Source organism: Bradyrhizobium japonicum USDA 6, assembly GCF_000284375.1.
GTDB classification, from domain to species: domain Bacteria; phylum Pseudomonadota; class Alphaproteobacteria; order Rhizobiales; family Xanthobacteraceae; genus Bradyrhizobium; species Bradyrhizobium japonicum.
Genome location: NC_017249.1, coordinates 2,464,032 through 2,479,671 on the forward strand (window position 1 = coordinate 2,464,032; position 15,640 = coordinate 2,479,671).

Annotated in this window: 15 protein-coding genes; 8 read left to right on the forward strand and 7 right to left on the reverse strand. The window is 64.6% G+C overall.

The genetic code is table 11. The features are described from left to right. Positions 1–60: 60 nt before the first annotated feature. Positions 61–1,137, reverse strand: a complete 1,077-nt coding sequence (locus BJ6T_RS11525; RefSeq protein WP_014492529.1) for a hypothetical protein — start codon at positions 1,135–1,137, stop codon at positions 61–63. A gap of 453 nt (positions 1,138–1,590) precedes the next feature. After that, on the reverse strand, positions 1,591–2,895 hold the full coding sequence (locus BJ6T_RS11530) for an adenylate/guanylate cyclase domain-containing protein (RefSeq protein WP_014492530.1): 1,305 nt from the start codon (positions 2,893–2,895) through the stop codon (positions 1,591–1,593). 285 nt (positions 2,896–3,180) lie between these two features. Here BJ6T_RS11530 and BJ6T_RS11535 point away from each other — a divergent pair, with 285 nt between their 5' ends. The 8 genes from BJ6T_RS11535 to BJ6T_RS47115 all read left to right on the forward strand — a co-directional run bounded on the left by BJ6T_RS11535 (position 3,181) and on the right by BJ6T_RS47115 (position 10,543). Continuing rightward, positions 3,181–4,344 (forward strand): cytochrome P450, encoded by a 1,164-nt coding sequence (locus BJ6T_RS11535; RefSeq protein ID WP_014492531.1) that lies wholly within the window; start codon positions 3,181–3,183, stop codon positions 4,342–4,344. 545 nt (positions 4,345–4,889) lie between these two features. Next, a complete protein-coding gene (locus BJ6T_RS11540; RefSeq protein ID WP_014492532.1) occupies positions 4,890–5,840 on the forward strand; it encodes a sulfonate ABC transporter substrate-binding protein in 951 nt (316 codons plus the stop codon). 38 nt (positions 5,841–5,878) lie between these two features. After that, positions 5,879–6,841 (forward strand): sulfonate ABC transporter substrate-binding protein, encoded by a 963-nt coding sequence (locus BJ6T_RS11545; RefSeq protein ID WP_014492533.1) that lies wholly within the window; start codon positions 5,879–5,881, stop codon positions 6,839–6,841. Between the two features lie 8 nt (positions 6,842–6,849). Beyond that, positions 6,850–8,016: an FMNH2-dependent alkanesulfonate monooxygenase gene (gene ssuD / locus BJ6T_RS11550; RefSeq protein ID WP_028170245.1), complete on the forward strand. Its 1,167-nt coding sequence runs from the start codon at positions 6,850–6,852 to the stop codon at positions 8,014–8,016. Continuing rightward, complete coding sequence (locus tag BJ6T_RS11555; RefSeq protein WP_014492535.1) at positions 8,013–8,819, forward strand: ABC transporter permease subunit; 807 nt, start codon at positions 8,013–8,015, stop codon at positions 8,817–8,819. The genes ssuD and BJ6T_RS11555 overlap by 4 nt, the downstream gene beginning before the upstream one ends. 20 nt (positions 8,820–8,839) lie before the next feature. After that, positions 8,840–9,676: an ATP-binding cassette domain-containing protein gene (locus BJ6T_RS11560; RefSeq protein ID WP_014492536.1), complete on the forward strand. Its 837-nt coding sequence runs from the start codon at positions 8,840–8,842 to the stop codon at positions 9,674–9,676. Positions 9,677–9,708: 32 nt separating this feature from the next. After that, entirely contained in the window at positions 9,709–10,290 is a 582-nt protein-coding gene (locus tag BJ6T_RS11565; RefSeq protein WP_014492537.1) for a flavin reductase family protein, read from the forward strand. Positions 10,291–10,387: 97 nt separating this feature from the next. After that, positions 10,388–10,543: a hypothetical protein gene (locus BJ6T_RS47115; RefSeq protein WP_014492538.1), complete on the forward strand. Its 156-nt coding sequence runs from the start codon at positions 10,388–10,390 to the stop codon at positions 10,541–10,543. A 115-nt stretch (positions 10,544–10,658) separates the two neighbouring features. On the opposite strand, the gene BJ6T_RS11575 is transcribed toward BJ6T_RS47115, so the two are convergent. The 5 genes from BJ6T_RS11575 to fliG form a co-directional block, all read right to left on the reverse strand. Further along, complete coding sequence (locus BJ6T_RS11575; protein ID WP_014492539.1) at positions 10,659–11,807, reverse strand: M20 family metallopeptidase; 1,149 nt, start codon at positions 11,805–11,807, stop codon at positions 10,659–10,661. Between the two features lie 325 nt (positions 11,808–12,132). Continuing rightward, the gene (flbD, locus tag BJ6T_RS11580) at positions 12,133–13,518 is read right to left on the reverse strand and encodes a sigma-54-dependent transcriptional regulator FlbD (protein WP_014492540.1); all 1,386 of its coding nucleotides are present in this window, start codon (positions 13,516–13,518) and stop codon (positions 12,133–12,135) included. Positions 13,519–13,569: 51 nt separating this feature from the next. Continuing rightward, positions 13,570–13,920 carry a flagellar motor switch protein FliN gene (gene fliN / locus BJ6T_RS11585; RefSeq protein WP_014492541.1) on the reverse strand — a complete coding sequence of 117 codons (351 nt, stop codon included), beginning with the start codon at positions 13,918–13,920 and terminating at the stop codon, positions 13,570–13,572. Positions 13,921–13,923: 3 nt separating this feature from the next. Continuing rightward, positions 13,924–14,547, reverse strand: coding sequence for a FliH/SctL family protein (locus BJ6T_RS11590; RefSeq protein ID WP_014492542.1), 624 nt, complete (start codon positions 14,545–14,547; stop codon positions 13,924–13,926). After that, entirely contained in the window at positions 14,547–15,638 is a 1,092-nt protein-coding gene (fliG, locus tag BJ6T_RS11595) for a flagellar motor switch protein FliG (protein ID WP_014492543.1), read from the reverse strand. Before fliG ends, BJ6T_RS11590 begins: the two co-directional genes overlap by 1 nt. Between the last annotated feature and the right edge of the window lie 2 nt (positions 15,639–15,640).

Below are 15,640 nucleotides of genomic sequence, written 5' to 3' on the forward strand. Positions count from 1 at the left end.
CCGGAACGGACATATCGAAATCAAAACAGACCGAAACGGACGAGAAGCACCGCGACTCAACTACGGGAGTCCCTTTGTCACCGTAAAGGGATTGAACCCACGTTCCGCGAGGGCAGCCCACGAAGCTGCGCCAAGATGTGACAATCGGAAATAGAGCCGCGGTTTGGTCGGATCGGTGTCCAACACGAACCCGGTCGGCAACTCGTGGGCAGTTGTGGCATAGAACCCACCATCCGGCGACCTCTGGGATTCGACTACAGCCATCAACGAGTCTGCTCTCCCAATCCTGCCGAGCAATTTCATCAAGAGAGCCATTTGGCCCGTTCCTTCGGTCCACACACCGTCTCGGTCTTCACCGTAAGAAAAGCCCTCATCGACACTCATTCGCTGTTCGGCGGTCGCAATTGCCGATGCAAATTTCTCGACCGCTCCGTGGAGCGCTATTAAAGGCCAGACCTGAGCATCGAGAGCTAAAATCGGATTGTGCGTGACACCGTCTTCAGCGGTACCTGCGGCGAAACAGGCGCATGCCGGATCCCACATCGCATTTACGAAGTACTCAGCGACCGTTGCCTTATCGCGCCAGCGCGAATCCCCTGTACGGATCGCAAGAAGGCCAAACGCGGCGGCGAGGTCAGTATTATGTTCAGTCGATTTCCACGTCCGCACTTCCGGCGTCGGTTCGTGCCCAAACGTACCACCCGTGAAACCGCCAGTACCGCGCGTATCGGCCCATTGCGTGACCCAGGCGCCAAGCCGTGCTGCACCATCGCGGAACCGAGAGCCGGCGTTCACATCATCAAGCGACAGCAACGCCAACATGGCCCATGCCATGTTACCAACATCGCTGCCCACCTGATATCGATCCTCTAACCATTTGTTCTGAGTATTGTCCCACCACCCCGGAAGTTTGACGGGGCCATTCCCCACCACGCCCGCGGCGTAAGCGTTCCGGAGCCGTCCATCATGCCAGGTGCGGTCGTTGTCGATGGCCCAGAGAAGCGCCGAGCCAATCCGATACGCTTTGTCTTGCTCACCGCAACCGACCAACGCGATGGCGGCTACCGCATTGTCATAGAGGTAGGCGGCGCCATGCAGAGGCCCCGATTCGACGGTCGGATAGCTGGGCAGGAACAACGGCCCTGATGGCGGTGCCTTATCAATTAGACCAGCGAGGTATCCGCACGCTGACGTTTTTGGTGCTGTTGAGGCTTGCAGTGGAGCGGAGGCCATCATGATTGCGAAAGTCGCGACGATCCAAGTCTGAAGGCAGAGTCCGCGACAACGGTAGAAGCAATAAGTGATTGGTGCCGGTAGCATTTCGCTGCCTCTCGTGTCTTTTCAACCAAGATAGACTTTAGGACATCGGGAAGAAAGCCAGTCAGGATCGAGAAAAAATGTGCCTTCGTCTTCAATGGCAGCTTATGGCCCGTAGCTGAACAGCCGACTGGCCGTGGCAACGTCGCCTGTCGAGGGTCAACCAGACATAAGAAAATTCGCGCCCGACCGCTGCTTTTGACCCGCAGGAGACATTTGGTGCGTGCGAAGTGATCGGAGGAGCGTCAATTCGAATTGGTTAGAGCGGCGCATTCACCGTTCGACTGCAAAGATGCGCCAATCTCCCGGGACACCCTTGAGCGAATGATTGCCGCGATCACCAAAACGCAAGCCGGAACCCGCCACTAGGTCCTTGACCGTGCTCGACACCAATACCTCGCTCGCGCCGGCAAGCGCCGCCACGCGCGCTCCGATGTGAACGGCAATGCCGCCGATATCATTGCCGATCACTTCGCACTCGCCAGTATGAAGCCCGGCCCGGACTTCAATGCCCAACGACCTGATTTCGTCGGCGATGGCGCAAGCGCAGCGCACGCCGCGTGCCGGACCGTCGAAAGTAGCAAGAACGCCGTCCCCGGTCGTCTTGATTTCGTGGCCGCGGAAGCGCGAGAGGGTGCGCCGTATCGCGGTGTGATGAGTGTCAAGAAGGTCGTGCCAGCGATGGTCGCCGAGCGCGGCGGCTTTCTCGGTCGAGCCGACGATGTCTGTAAACAGCACGGTGGCAAGCACGCGGTCGACCGCGACGGGCGCAAGCGAGCCGGTCAGAAACTCCTCGATTGCATCGGCGATGCCGTCGGCATTGTCGCCGACGAAGGGGAGGTGGTCGATCCCTGCAAACTCTAGATAGCGGGAGCCTGGAATATGCGCGGCGAGAAACCGGCCGCCCTCGACGCTGACGTTCCTGTCGCCCGTCCGGTGGATGACGAGGGTCGGAACCCGGATCGTCGAGACGATGTCGCTGACGTCAATCAGACGGTTCATGCGCACGAACGCGGCGGCACCAGCAGGGCTATTGGACACGCGCTCGTTCTTGCCCCACCAGCGTTTGAACGCCAAGTCGTTCGCGCGCGAGGGCGCAAATCTTGCCAGGCTGCCGCCGCTGCCCCAATCACGCTCGATATAGTCGAAAATTTGCGCCGGCGTCGACAGAACAAATGTCGATGCCGGATAGGCGTTGCAGAGCACCAGCGCGCGGCAGCGACTGGGATAGGTCGCGGCGAACAGCGCCGACATCGTGCCACCTTCAGAAATGCCGAGAAGCGCTGCCTGTTCCATGCCGGTGGCGTCCGTAACCGCACGCAGGTCGTCCATGCGCTGGTCTAGCCCCGGGTAGTCGGCGACCCGATCCGACAGGCCCGTGCCGCGCTTGTCGAACATCACCACCCGGGCGTAGCGCGCCAGCCGCGTCAGCCAACGGCTCACCTCCGGTTCGTCCCACCAGTGCTCGACGTTGGTAAAGCCCGGCGGAGCGAAGACAACGTTGAGCGGACCCTCGCCGAACACTTGATAGGCGATGTGAACGTCGCCGCTCTTGGCGTATCGGGTGTCTGGCTGCATTGACGACCCCCACGCTTGCCGGGACTTTCCGGCCTGCCGGAGTTATAGCAGCAGCTTAGATTGTCGGGAACGGCTCAATGTCCCCTGTTGGCCCCAAGCGGACGTCGCTCATGCGTTTGTCGATGTCCGCTGTGGTGGGCCATGCGGACCCGTTATCGTGCCCGCGCGTACCGGACCTGCGATGACACGCTCCAATACCGCCTGTCCCTACCGCTAGGGACAGACGTCTGCGCCGCGATGCTCTAGTCTGGCCTGAACGAGACGAGAATCCCGGGGGAGGCCGCCTTGAGCACCGCGCCGCGCATCGACATCGACCCTGCCTCGTTCTGGGTCGATCCCTATCCGATGCTCGCAAAAATGCGCAAGGAAGCGCCGATCGCCTTCGTGCCGCAGCTCGGCTCGACGCTGCTTGCGAGCCGCGACGACATCTCGATCTCCGAGAAGCAGATCGACGTGTTCTCCTCGCACCAGCCTGCCGGCCTGATGAACCGGCTGATGGGCCACAACATGATGCGCAAGGACGGCGAGGCGCATCAGGTCGAGCGGCGCGCGATGTTTCCGACGGTGTCGCCGAGGACGGTGAAGGCGCATTGGACCGCGCTGTTCCAGGCCCATGCCGACCGCATCATCGACGCAATCGAGCCGGGGCGGATCGATTTCATGCGCGACTTCGCGCTGCCGTTCTCCGGCGAATGCCTGAAGTCGATAACCGGCCTCACCAACATCGGCTTCCAGGACATGGACGCGTGGTCGCAAGGCATGATCGAGGGCATCGCGAACTATGGCGGCGATCCCGCGGTCGAGGCGCGCTGCCATGCGGCGACGTCGGGCATTGATGCTGCGATCGACGACATTCTGCCGGTGATGCGCAAGCATCCCGATCAAAGTATCCTCGGCGTACTTCTCGCTGCGGGCATGCCGATGGAGAGCGTGCGCGCAAATGTAAAACTCGCGATCTCAGGCGGCCAGAACGAGCCGCGCAAGGCGATCGCCGGCACGGTGTGGGCGTTGCTCTCCCATCCCGAGCAACTCGCTCTCGTGCGCAAGGGCGAGGTGACCTGGCTCGAGGCGTTCGAGGAATACGCTCGCTGGATCTCGCCGATCGGCATGTCGCCGCGGCGCATCGCAAAGCCGTGGAGCATCCGCGACGTCTCTTTCGAGCTGGATGAGCGCGTGTTCCTGATGTTCGGCTCCGCCAATCGCGACGAGAAGCATTTTGAGCGCGCCGACCAGTTCGACGTGCGGCGTGATACGTCCAAGAGCGTCGCCTTCGGCGCCGGCCCGCATTTCTGCGCCGGCGCCTGGGCCTCGCGTGCGATGATCGCCGACGTCGCGCTGCCGACGGTGTTCGCCCGTGCCAAACAGCTCGAGATCGCCGATGACGAGCCGGTGCGGATCGGCGGCTGGGCGTTCCGCGGCCTGCAGAATCTGCCGGTGAGGTGGCATTAGCTCGAAAGGCATCTGCGCTTCGCACGGGATCAAGGCACGCGCTTGCCACAGTTGCGGTGTCATCGCCCGGTTTGACCGGGCGATCCAGTACTCCGAGACAGTTGTGGTTGAATCGATAAGCCCCGGCGTACTGGATCCCCGCCTTCGCGGGGAATGACAGCGGAGGTGGTGGAAGGAGCTTTGCGCCACAGCAACCCCAGTCCGCCATGATGCCATCTTGCCCCTGTTTTGCCCGACGTGTCAAACGAACTTCGGATAATACGTAAGTCATTGATCGGACTATCGTCGGCTACTGTGCATGGGGTTGTTTTGGACATTTCATGTTCTGGCGCTGCGAGCGTCGGCCGGATTCCCGCGGCTCTTACATTCGCGTGCGGAAAAATCCCTCTGCATGAGCGCGGCGGCTTGAAAGATTAATCATGCGCTTCGCCACGCGCGCAGTGCTCGCATCGCTATTTTCCTCGGCGTCTCGACACCTCCGCTGACCCGCACCATCATTCCTGCAACGCAAGGGAATGACGGCCGCAGGCGGCCGGGAGTGTGGAATGCAGCGTCGTGATTTTCTCAAACTCTCCGTTGGAACTGCGGCCGCCGCTGCATTCACATCGCGCGCGAACGCGCAGGGCGCGGTGAAGGAAATTCGTATCGGCTACCAGAAGAACGGCGTGCTGATCATCACGCGCCAGCAGGCTGCTCTGGAAAAACATTTCACCCCGCAAGGCATCGAGGTGAAATGGGTCGAGTTCTCGTCGGGTCCCCCGATGATGGAGGCCATGAATGTCGGCAGCGTCGATTACGGCGCGGTCGGCGATTCCCCGCCGGTGTTCGCCCAGGCGGCCGGAGCGGCGATCGTCTATGCCGCCGGCCAGCCCATCACCAACGGCCAGGGCATCCTGGTGCCGAAGGACTCACCGATCCGATCGATCGCCGATCTGAAGGGCAAGCGTATCGGTTTCACCAAGGGGTCCAGCGCCCACAATGTCGTGGTGCAGACGCTGGAGAAGGCCGGTCTCACCTATGCCGACATCACCCCGGTGTATCTGACGCCGCCCGATGCCGGTCCCGCCTTCGCCAATGGCAGCATCGAGGCCTGGGCGATCTGGGATCCCTATTTCGCGATCGGCGAGACCAAGCAGAACGGCCGCATCCTGATCAATGCGCGCGAAGTCACCAAGACCAATTCCTTCTACATCGCCAATCGTGAGTTCGCGAAGACCCACGGCGCCATCCTGCAGCAGATCGTCGACGTCACGACCGCAACCGGCAAATGGGCCGAACAGCACCGCGGTGAGGTTGCCAAATGGCTCGCCGCCGTCACCGGCGTCCCGCTGGACATCCAGACGGTTGCGGCCGATCGCGCGAACTTCGTGGTCGGCCCCGTCACCGACGACATCGTCGTGACCCAGCAGGGCGTCGCCGACCGCTTCTACAAGCTCGGCCTGATCCCGAAGCCGATCGTCGTTCGCGACATCGTCTGGCGCAACCCGGCAGCCTGACCGTGCCGACCACTCTTCCCACGCACAAGGGTTTGAACATGAGGCGTATCATTCAGCGTCTGATTGCGGCCATCGTGCTGTCGATCGGTATCGTCGCCGCCGCGATCGGCACGTCCTACGGCCAGGACAAGCAAGACAAGGTGGTCCGCATCGGCTACCAGAAATACGGCAAGCTGGTGCTGCTCAAGAGCAAGGGCACGCTGGAGCCGAAGCTCGCCGCCGACGGCTACAAGGTGGTGTGGACCGAATTCCCCTCCGGCCCGCCGCTGCTCGAGGCGCTCAATGTCGGCGCGATCGATTTCGGCAACACCGGTGAAGCCCCGCCGATCTTCGCGCAGGCCGCCGGCGCGCCGATCCAGTACGTCGCCTACGAGCCGCCGGCGCCGAAGGGCGAGGCGATCCTGGTGCCGAAGGACAGCCCGCTGAAATCGGTCGCCGACCTCAAGGGCAAGAAGGTCGCGCTCAACAAGGGCTCCAACGTCCACTACCTCCTGCTCAAGGCGCTGGAGAAGGCGGGTGTCAAATATTCCGAGATCGAGCCGGTGTTCCTGGCGCCGGCCGACGCGCGCGCCGCCTTCGAGCGCGGCGCGGTCGATGCCTGGGTGATCTGGGATCCGTTCCAGGCCGCGGCGGAAGCCGCCACCGGCGCGCGCACGCTCGCCGACGGCACCGGCATCGTCGCCAACTACCAGTTCTATTTCGCGTCGAAGAAATTCGTCGCAGCCAACCCTGAGATCGTCGACGCCGTGCTGGCTGAGCTGAGCTCGGTCGACGATTGGGCCAAGGGCGACATCCATGCGGTTGCCGAGCAGCTCGCGCCGGCGATCGGCCTGTCTGTTCCCGTGGTCGAGGTGGCGCTGAAGCGGCAGGCCTACGGCATCAGGCCGATCACCGATGCCGTCATCGCCGACCAGCAGCAGGTTGCGGATGCGTTCTTCGCGCTCAACCTGATCCCCAAATCCATCAAGATTTCCGACGTCGCCCGGAAACCCGGATCGTGAGCAAGCACATGAGTAAGCAGTCCAACGCCAACATCCTCTGGTTTCTGCCGACCCACGGCGACGGCCGTTATCTCGGCACCGGCATCGGCGGGCGTGAAGTCAACTTCAACTATCTCCGCCAGATCGCGCAGGCCGCCGACCAGCTCGGTTATTACGGCGTGCTGTTGCCGACCGGACGATCTTGCGAGGATTCCTGGATCGTGGCCTCCTCGGTTGCGCCGTTCACCGAGCGGCTCCGCTATCTCGTGGCTGTCAGGCCCGGCCTGCAATCGCCGAGCGTGGCGGCGCGGATGACGGCGACGCTCGACCGCGTCACCAACGGCCGGCTTCTCGTCAATGTCGTGACCGGCGGCGATCCCGTCGAGAACAAGGGCGACGGCATCTTCCTCGGCCATGACGAGCGCTACGAGGTCACCCGCGAGTTCCTCAACGTCTATAGCGACCTGCTCGCCGGCAGGACCGTCAATGTCGAGGGCAAGCACATCCATGTCGAGGGTGGCAAGCTGCTGTTTCCGCCAGTGCAGTCGCCACGGCCGCCGCTCTATTTCGGCGGTTCGTCCGATGCCGGCATCGACGTCGCCGTCGACGCCGTCGACAAATATCTCACCTGGGGTGAGCCGCCGGCTCTGGTTGCCGAGAAGATCGCGAAGGTGAGGGAGGTCGCAGCTGCGCGCGGCCGCAAGCTCTCCTTCGGCATCCGTCTTCATGTGATCGTCCGCGAGACCAATGAAGAGGCGTGGCGCGCCGCGAACGAGCTGATCAGGCATGTCAGCGACGACACCATCGCGCTGGCGCAGAAGAACTTTGCCCGCATGGACTCCGTCGGCCAGCAGCGCATGGCGCAGCTCCACGGCGGCAAACGCGACAAGCTCGAGATCGCTCCGAACCTGTGGGCCGGTGTCGGTCTCGTGCGCGGCGGCGCCGGCACGGCGCTGGTCGGCGACGCCCAGACGGTGGCGGCGCGCATCAGGGAGTATCAGGACATCGGCATCGATACCTTCATCATGTCCGGCTACCCGCATCTGGAGGAGGCGTATCGCTTTGCCGAGCTGGTATTCCCGCTGCTCTCGCTGGAGCAGCCCTCCAACGTGACCAAGCTGCACTTCAACGGAGGTCCCTTTGGCGAGACCGTCGGCAGCGATTACCGTCCGCAGCAGAAGGTGTCGCAGTCATGAGCCTGATTGACAGCGTTTCACTTCCGCGCAGCTTCCGCCTGCCGCGGGCCGAAGGCCTGATCCAGTGGATCGTGCCGCTGGCCATCATCGCGATCTGGCAGGTTGCGAGCGTCACCGGCTTCGTGCCGGTTCGTGTGCTGCCGGCGCCGAGCGATGTCGTGCTCGCCGGCTGGAAGCTGCTGCTCTCCGGCGAGCTCGTCCGCAACATCTGGGTGTCGTTCTGGCGCGCCTCGATCGGCTTCCTGATCGGCGGCGGCATCGGCTTCGCCTTCGGTCTCGCCAATGGCCTCTCGCAGCTCTCGGCCAAGCTCACCGACACGACATTGCAGATGGTGCGCAACGTGCCGCATCTGGCGCTGATCCCGCTGGTCATTCTGTGGTTCGGCATCGACGAGAGTGCAAAGCTGTTCCTGGTCGCGCTCGGGGTGTTCTTCCCGATCTACCTCAACACGCTGCACGGCATCCGCACCGTCGATCCGCAGCTGATCGAGATGGGCCGCATCTACGGCATGACCGACAGTGAGCTGTTCCGCCGCGTGATCTTCCCCGGCGCGTTACCCTCGATCTTCGTCGGCATCCGCTTTGCGCTCGGCATCATGTGGCTGACCCTGATCGTCGCCGAGACCATCGCGGCCTCCTCGGGTCTCGGTTACATGGCGATGCAGGCGCGCGAGTTCATGCTGATCGACGTCGTCGTGCTCTCGATCCTGATCTACGCCCTGCTCGGCAAGCTCGCCGACAGCGCCTCCCGCGTGCTGGAGCGCCTGACGCTCTCCTGGCACCCCGCCTTCCAGAAACGCTGAGCAGAAATACTGGGAATCACATGCAGACAGCTCTTCGTACGGCCCTTCCCGAAACCGAGCTCGCCAGCCGCGCCAATTTCGTACCGCAGGCCCGCGTCGTGCGCGAGGAGCGCCCGACGCAGACCACGGGCCTGCCGCTCAGCATTCGCGGCTTGCGCAAATCCTTCGGCGACAACGAGGTGCTGCGCGGCATCGACCTGCACATCCCCGCCGGCCAGTTCGTGGCGATCGTCGGCAAGAGCGGTTGCGGCAAGAGCACGCTCTTGCGTCTGATCGCCGGGCTGGAAAAGTTCGAGGCCGGCAGCATCAGCCTCGGCCAGGATGTCCAGCCCGAGGACATCCGCGTGATGTTCCAGGAGCCGCGCCTGCTGCCCTGGGCGCGCGTGCTCGCCAATGTCGAGGTCGGCCTCGGCCGCGATCGGGCCTCCAGTGATGCGCATGCGCGCGCCGAGAAGGCGCTGACCGAGGTAGGGCTCGCCGACAAGCGCGATCAGTGGCCCTCGGTGCTGTCGGGCGGCCAGAAGCAGCGCGTCGCGCTCGGCCGCGCGCTGGTCTCCCGTCCCCGCGTGCTCGCCTTCGACGAGCCGCTCGGCGCGCTGGACGCGCTCACCCGCATCTCGATGCAGCGTCTGCTGGAACGGGTCTGGCGCGACCAGGGCTTTACCGCGATCCTGGTGACCCACGACGTCGCCGAGGCGGTCGCGCTGGCCGACCGGGTGCTGGTGATCGACGAGGGACGGATTGCCCACGATGTTACGGTTAACGCCGCCCGGCCGCGCGAACGCGGCTCCGCCGAGCTCGCAAGCCTCGAAGGCTCGATCCTGAGCCACCTTTTGTCGACCGACGATCGTACCTAAATACAGGGGAACCCCGCTTCGGGGACCATGCCATGAATGTAGTGCCCCGCGATCTCATGACTGAAACTGCCGTCTCGTCCGCCGATTTCCGCGGCGCCATGCGCCACCTCACGGGCGGCGTCAGTGTCATCACCGCCGGGCGAGGCAAGGACATCACCGGCATGACGGTCACCTCGGTGACCTCGCTGTCGGTCGATCCGCCGACGCTGCTGGTCAGCATCAACCGCGATGCCTCGTCCTTCCCGCTGATCAAGCGTTACGGTGCCTTCGGGGTGAATATGCTCGCGGCCGATCAGGTCGACGTCGCCGAGCGCTTTGCCGGCAAGGGCGGGCTGAAGGGGGCTGATCGCTTTGCAGGCAGCCAATGGGTGACGGCGGTCTCAGGCGTTCCGCTGCTGGTGGGTGCATTGTCCGCGGTCGATTGCGAGGTCGAGGAGATCGTCGAGCGCCACTCGCATGGCATCGTCATCGGCCGCGTCAGGAGCGTCAGGAATTCGACCCGCAATGCTGCATTGGCCTATTGGCACGGCCAGTACGTGGCGGTCGACCAGGACGAAGACGCGGCGAGGCTCGCCGAGGTCAGCGTTCCCGCCCGCGGCCTGCGCGGCGTTTGATCGCTGCGCTAGGGCGGCCCGCAGGCTGGCCTTTTCCCCGTCATCGCTCTAGAAGCGCCCTGAGCCGTCCCGTCCGGGACGGCAATGGAGCGGAACGATGAAGCGCGTCGCCACCTGGGCCTTCTACGCCATCGGCGCGCTCGCGATCGGCTACCTCGCGCTCTACGCCTATGCGATGTTCAGCGGCCGGCCGATCGTGCCGGGCGACCCCATCCACATCTTCCGCAAGCCGGACGCGCCGAGCTATTCGTAGGACTTGGTCGGTCTCGTAGGGTGGGCAAAGCGAAGCGTGCCCACCACTTCTATCGAACGAGACGAATGGTGGGCACGGCGCAAACGCGCCTTTGCCCACCCTACGGCACCTTCGCTCACCCCCGCAAAATCGCCAGCGCCAGCGCCTGGGCGCGCGGCACGATGCTGTCGAGCTCGAGATATTCCTCCGGCGTGTGCGCGAGCCCGCCGACCGGCCCGAGGCCGCAGATCGTCGGCGTGCCGACCGCAGCGGTGAAGCCGGAATCGGCGCAGCCGCCGGAAAACTCGCCCTGGAGCGTGGCGAGGCCGACCCGTTTTGCGGCGGCTTGATAGCCCTCGAACAGCGCCTTCGACTCCGCGCTCTGCACCACCGGCACGAACTCGCCCTTCACCGTGAGCGTCGCGCTGGTACCCGGAACGTAGGACGTCGCGATGATCTTCTCGATCGCCGCCATGATCCTCGCACGATCCGCCGGATCGACATAGCGCAGGTCGATCTGGCCCTCGGCTGAGGGCGCCGTGGTGTTCACGGACTGCCCGCCCGAGACGAGACCGACATTCAGCGTGATGCCCTTGTCGAGATCGGTCAGCGCGTGGATCTGGACGATCTTGTGCGCGAGCTCGCCGATCGCGCTGACGCCCGCGGCGAAATTGGCGCCGGAATGCGCGGCCTTGCCGGTGATGGCAAAGTGCATGAAGATGCCGCCCTTGCGGCCGGTGACGATGTTGCCGGTCGGCCGTCCGGGCTCGGAATTGAACACGGCGCGTGCGGCGCGTCCCTCGCGCTCGATCACCGGGCGCGAGGAGGGCGAGCCGATCTCCTCGTCCGAGGTGATCAGCACCTTGATCGGATGCGGGCTGCCGCCGAATTTGTGGAAGGCGGTCGCCACGAAGATGTTCATCACGACGCCGGACTTCATGTCGGCAACGCCGGGTCCATAGGCGCGCTTGCCCTCAATCGTGAACGGACGCCGTCCGGCCTCGCCCTTGCCGAACACGGTGTCGCGATGGCCCATCAACAGCACCGGCTTCTCGTTGCTGCCGGGTTTGGCGACATCGGCATGGATCGCATCGCCGAAGGTGGCGTTGCTCTCGCGCCGGAACGGAATGCCATGCTCGGCAAAATGCCGCTCGAATCGCGCACCGACCGCATCGACGCCTTCCTTGTCGTAGGATCCGGAATCGATGTTCACGACATCGCGCAGCAGATCGATCATCGCCTGCCGCTGCGACGCCAGCCAGTCCGTGATTTGAGCTTCCGACATGTTCATCCTCGCGTGGTTCTCACGCGGGGTTATAGAGTGTTGCCCGGCCGCGACCTAGTCGCCGGATGCGGTGCGGCCATGTGTTCGCTCCATCACCGTCAACCCTAAGGCGCCCGCAAAGCGGGCCTCGAAGGGCGGCGGCCCGGCTGCATCGGGGCCGTGCATCCTTCGAGGCTCCCCATGGGACGCGCTGCGTCCCACGCCTCGCACCTCAGCGATTCGAGACTTACAAGGATGACGGAGCTTGAGCGTGCGGTGGACCACAAAACAAAATGCCCGGGACTGGGCCCGGGCATTCGTTCGTCAGCCTGTATGCTCTGAGGGATTACGCCCCCACCATCGGCATCCGCGGATATTCGCCCGGCGTTCCCGCCGGTGTGATCGGAATTCCGCCGTCGGAATATTCGTTGAGCTTGTTGCGCAGCGTGCGGATCGAGATGCCCAGGATATTCGCGGCATGGGTCCGGTTGCCGAGGCAGTGCTTCAGCGTCTCCAGGATCAGGTCGCGTTCGACGTCGGCGACGGTGCGCCCCACCAGTGCTCGCGTCACCTGCTCGGCGGCCATGGTCGCATGCGCCACGGCCGGCGCGGTCTTGGCGAGGTCGAGGCGGTCACCGTCCGGGGTGAGGATGGCGTCGGGCCCGATCTCGTCGCCCTGCGCCATCAGCACCGAGCGGTGCATGGTGTTCTCGAGCTCGCGGACGTTGCCCTGCCAGCGATTGGTGGAGAGCACGCGGCGCGCTTCCGCCGAGATCGGGCGCACCGGCACGCCGTTGGCTTCGGCATATTTCTTCACGAAATGCTGGGCGAGCTCGAGGATGTCGAGGGGACGCTCGCGCAGCGGCGGGATCTTCAGATTCACGACGTTGAGGCGGAACAGCAGATCCTCGCGGAACGTGCCTTCGCGCACGGCTTCCGCCAGGTTGCGGTTCGAGGTCGCGATGATGCGGATGTCCACCGGCACCGGCTTGGTGCCGCCGACGCGGTCGATCACGCGCTCCTGGATGGCGCGCAGCAGCTTCGATTGCAGGCGGACGTCCATCTCCGAGATTTCGTCGAGCAGCAGTGTGCCGCCGGTCGCTTCCTCGAACTTGCCGATGCGGCGCGCGATCGCGCCGGTGAAGGCGCCCTTCTCGTGGCCGAACAGTTCGGACTCGAGGAGGTGCTCGGGGATCGCGGCGCAGTTGATCGAGATGAACGGCCGCTTGGCGCGGGCCGAGCGGGTGTGGACGTAGCGGGCCAGCACTTCCTTGCCGGTGCCGGATTCGCCGGTGACCATCACCGAGGCGTCGGAGCCCGCGATCTGCTGGGCGAGCTTGATCACCTTGGCCATCGCTTCGTCGCGGTAGACCAGCTCACGGGAATCGTTGGCGACGGCGGCCAGCACCGCGGCGATCAGCTCCGGATCCGGCGGCAGCGGGATGTATTCCTTGGCGCCGGCGTGGATCGCGGCGACTGCGGCGCGGGCGTCGTTGGTGATGCCGCAGGCGACGATCGGGGCGTGGATGTGCTCGGCCTCGAGCCGCATCACGAGGTCGCGGATGTCGAGGGCGACGTCGACCAGCAGGAGGTCGGCGCCCTTGCCGCCGCGCAGCACGCGCATCGCCTGCTCGTGATCCTCGGCATGGGTCACGGTGGCGCCGTTCTCCATCGCGATCTTGGTGGCGGTGGTGAGCTGGCCCTTCAATGTGCCAACGATGAGAAGCCGCATGTCAGTCTCCTGTCCGTCTGGTCGCGCTGCCGCGCGTCATTCCTTGCGCTACTAGCTGCGTTCGGTCTTGATGATTTCGGTCATGGTCACGCCGAGCTTGTCCTCGACCAGGACGACCTCGCCGCGGGCGACCAGCTTGTTGTTGACGTAGATGTCGATGGCCTCGCCGACGCGGCGGTCGAGTTCGAGCACGGTGCCGGGCCCGAGCTTCAGCAGCTCGCTGACGTCCATCTTGGAGCGGCCGAGCACGGCCGAGACCTGCACCGGCACGTCGAACACGGCCTCGAGGTCGGCGGCGGCGCGCGCCGCATATTCGTCCTCGTTGTAGCCGATGTCCGTACCGGTCGGCGGCATCGGGCCGTTGAGATCGGGCAGCGGGACCTGTCCGTCGGTGTCGCTCATGGCTTAGCTCCCCCTGCGGGACGCGATATAGCGTCCGACCATTTCGTCGATCTTGGCCGCGATGGCGCCGCGCTCCAGCACGACGCCGCCGTCGGCCCATTCGATCCGGCAGTCGCCGGTGGCGATATCGGGCTCGGCCAGGATCACCAGCCGGCCCTCGAAGCCGCTCTGCTTGGCGAGCCGCTCGACCTTCTCGCGCGCGCTTTCGTAGAGCGCGTCGTTGATGCGCACGACGAGATGCGGCGTCGCGACCAGGTGCGAGAAGCAGTCCTTGACCAGCGCCATGATCTCGCCGAGCGGTTCGGCAGCGACCAGATCGGCGCACAGCTTGCGCGCCACCGCCACCGCGACGTCGACCGCCTCGGTCTCCATCTTGGTCTCGATGTTGCCGATGCCGGCGGCGACGCCGCGGATACCGATGTTGATCTCTTCCATGGCGAGTGCGACGCGGCGGTCGCTCTCGGCCTTGGCGTCGCGCTGGCCGGCGGCGAAGCCGTCCTGATAGGCGCGCGCCTCGGCTTCCGCGATCTTCTGGGCGATCTCGGCGGCGGTCGCAGCCTTCTCGCGCGGCGACCGCTCCGGCGCTGCGAAGTCGGTGTCGAACAGGAATTTTGCCGGGGCGCCCATCAGTACACCAGCTCGTCGTCGGCGCGGTTCTTGGTCAGCATGATCTCACCCTTGGCGGCGAGGTCTTTCGCGAGGTTGACGAGCAGCGCCTGGGCCTCGTCGACGTCGCGCAGGCGGACCGGGCCCATTGCCGCCATGTCGTCCTGGAGCATCTTGGCCGCGCGCGAGGACATGTTGCCGAAGAAGAAGTTGCGAACGTCCTCGTTGGCGCTCTTGAGCGCGACGCCGAGCTTGTCCTTGTCGACATTGCGCATCAGGGTCTGGGCCGAGCCGGAATCCAGCTTCACGAGGTCGTCGAAGGTGAACATCAGCGCCTTGATGCGCTCAGCAGATTCGCGGTTGTCCTCTTCCAGCGAGGTGATGAAACGGGTTTCGGTCTGGCGGTCGAAATTGTTGAAGATTTCCGCCATCACCTCGTGGGCGTCGCGGCGGCGGGTCTGTGACAGATTGGACATGAATTCGGTGCGCAGCGTCTTTTCCACGCTCTCGATCACCTCCTTCTGCACCGCTTCCATTTTCAGCATGCGGTTGACGACGTCGAGCGCGAGTTCCTCGGGGAAGATGCCCAGCACGCGGGCGGCGTGTTCCGGCTTCAGTTTCGACAGCACGACCGCGATGGTCTGCGGGTATTCGTTCTTGAGGTAGTTGGCGAGGACCTCTTCCTGCACGTTGGAGAGCTTTTCCCACATGTTGCGGCCGGCGGGGCCGCGGATCTCGTCCATGATGCCGTTGACGCGCTCCGGCGGCAGGTACTGCTGCAGCAACCGCTCGGTGGCGTCGAAATTGCCCATCAGCGCGCCGGAAGCCGACATGCGGGAGACGAATTCGAGCAGCATGTCCTCGACCGTGTCGACCTCGACGGTGCCGAGCGTCGACATTTCCAGCGAGAGCTGGCGCACCTCGTCGTCGTCGAGCATCGACCAGATCTTGCCGCCATATTGCTCGCCCAACGCCAGCATCAGGATCGCGGCGCGCTTGGGCCCCGTCACCGCTTCGGTCTTGCTGCCCGCGCGGCTGCCCTGGCGGGCACCGAGCGTCGAGATCACGCTGGTGATGTCGTTGGAGTTGGCGTTTTGCAGGTTGCCGGCCATGT

Bases quoted from the DNA above. Each gene is read 5' to 3' on its own strand.
- BJ6T_RS11530 (WP_014492530.1), bottom strand. From the start codon at position 2,895: ATGCAGCCAGACACCCGATACGCCAAGAGCGGCGACGTTCACATCGCC.
- BJ6T_RS11540 (WP_014492532.1), top strand. From the start codon at position 4,890: ATGCAGCGTCGTGATTTTCTCAAACTCTCCGTTGGAACTGCGGCCGCC.
- BJ6T_RS11545 (WP_014492533.1), top strand. From the start codon at position 5,879: ATGAGGCGTATCATTCAGCGTCTGATTGCGGCCATCGTGCTGTCGATC.
- ssuD (WP_028170245.1), top strand. From the start codon at position 6,850: ATGAGTAAGCAGTCCAACGCCAACATCCTCTGGTTTCTGCCGACCCAC.
- BJ6T_RS11555 (WP_014492535.1), top strand. From the start codon at position 8,013: ATGAGCCTGATTGACAGCGTTTCACTTCCGCGCAGCTTCCGCCTGCCG.
- BJ6T_RS11560 (WP_014492536.1), top strand. From the start codon at position 8,840: ATGCAGACAGCTCTTCGTACGGCCCTTCCCGAAACCGAGCTCGCCAGC.
- BJ6T_RS11565 (WP_014492537.1), top strand. From the start codon at position 9,709: ATGAATGTAGTGCCCCGCGATCTCATGACTGAAACTGCCGTCTCGTCC.
- BJ6T_RS47115 (WP_014492538.1), top strand. From the start codon at position 10,388: ATGAAGCGCGTCGCCACCTGGGCCTTCTACGCCATCGGCGCGCTCGCG.
- BJ6T_RS11575 (WP_014492539.1), bottom strand. From the start codon at position 11,807: ATGTCGGAAGCTCAAATCACGGACTGGCTGGCGTCGCAGCGGCAGGCG.
- flbD (WP_014492540.1), bottom strand. From the start codon at position 13,518: ATGCGGCTTCTCATCGTTGGCACATTGAAGGGCCAGCTCACCACCGCC.
- fliN (WP_014492541.1), bottom strand. From the start codon at position 13,920: ATGAGCGACACCGACGGACAGGTCCCGCTGCCCGATCTCAACGGCCCG.
- BJ6T_RS11590 (WP_014492542.1), bottom strand. From the start codon at position 14,547: ATGGGCGCCCCGGCAAAATTCCTGTTCGACACCGACTTCGCAGCGCCG.
- fliG (WP_014492543.1), bottom strand. From the start codon at position 15,638: ATGGCCGGCAACCTGCAAAACGCCAACTCCAACGACATCACCAGCGTG.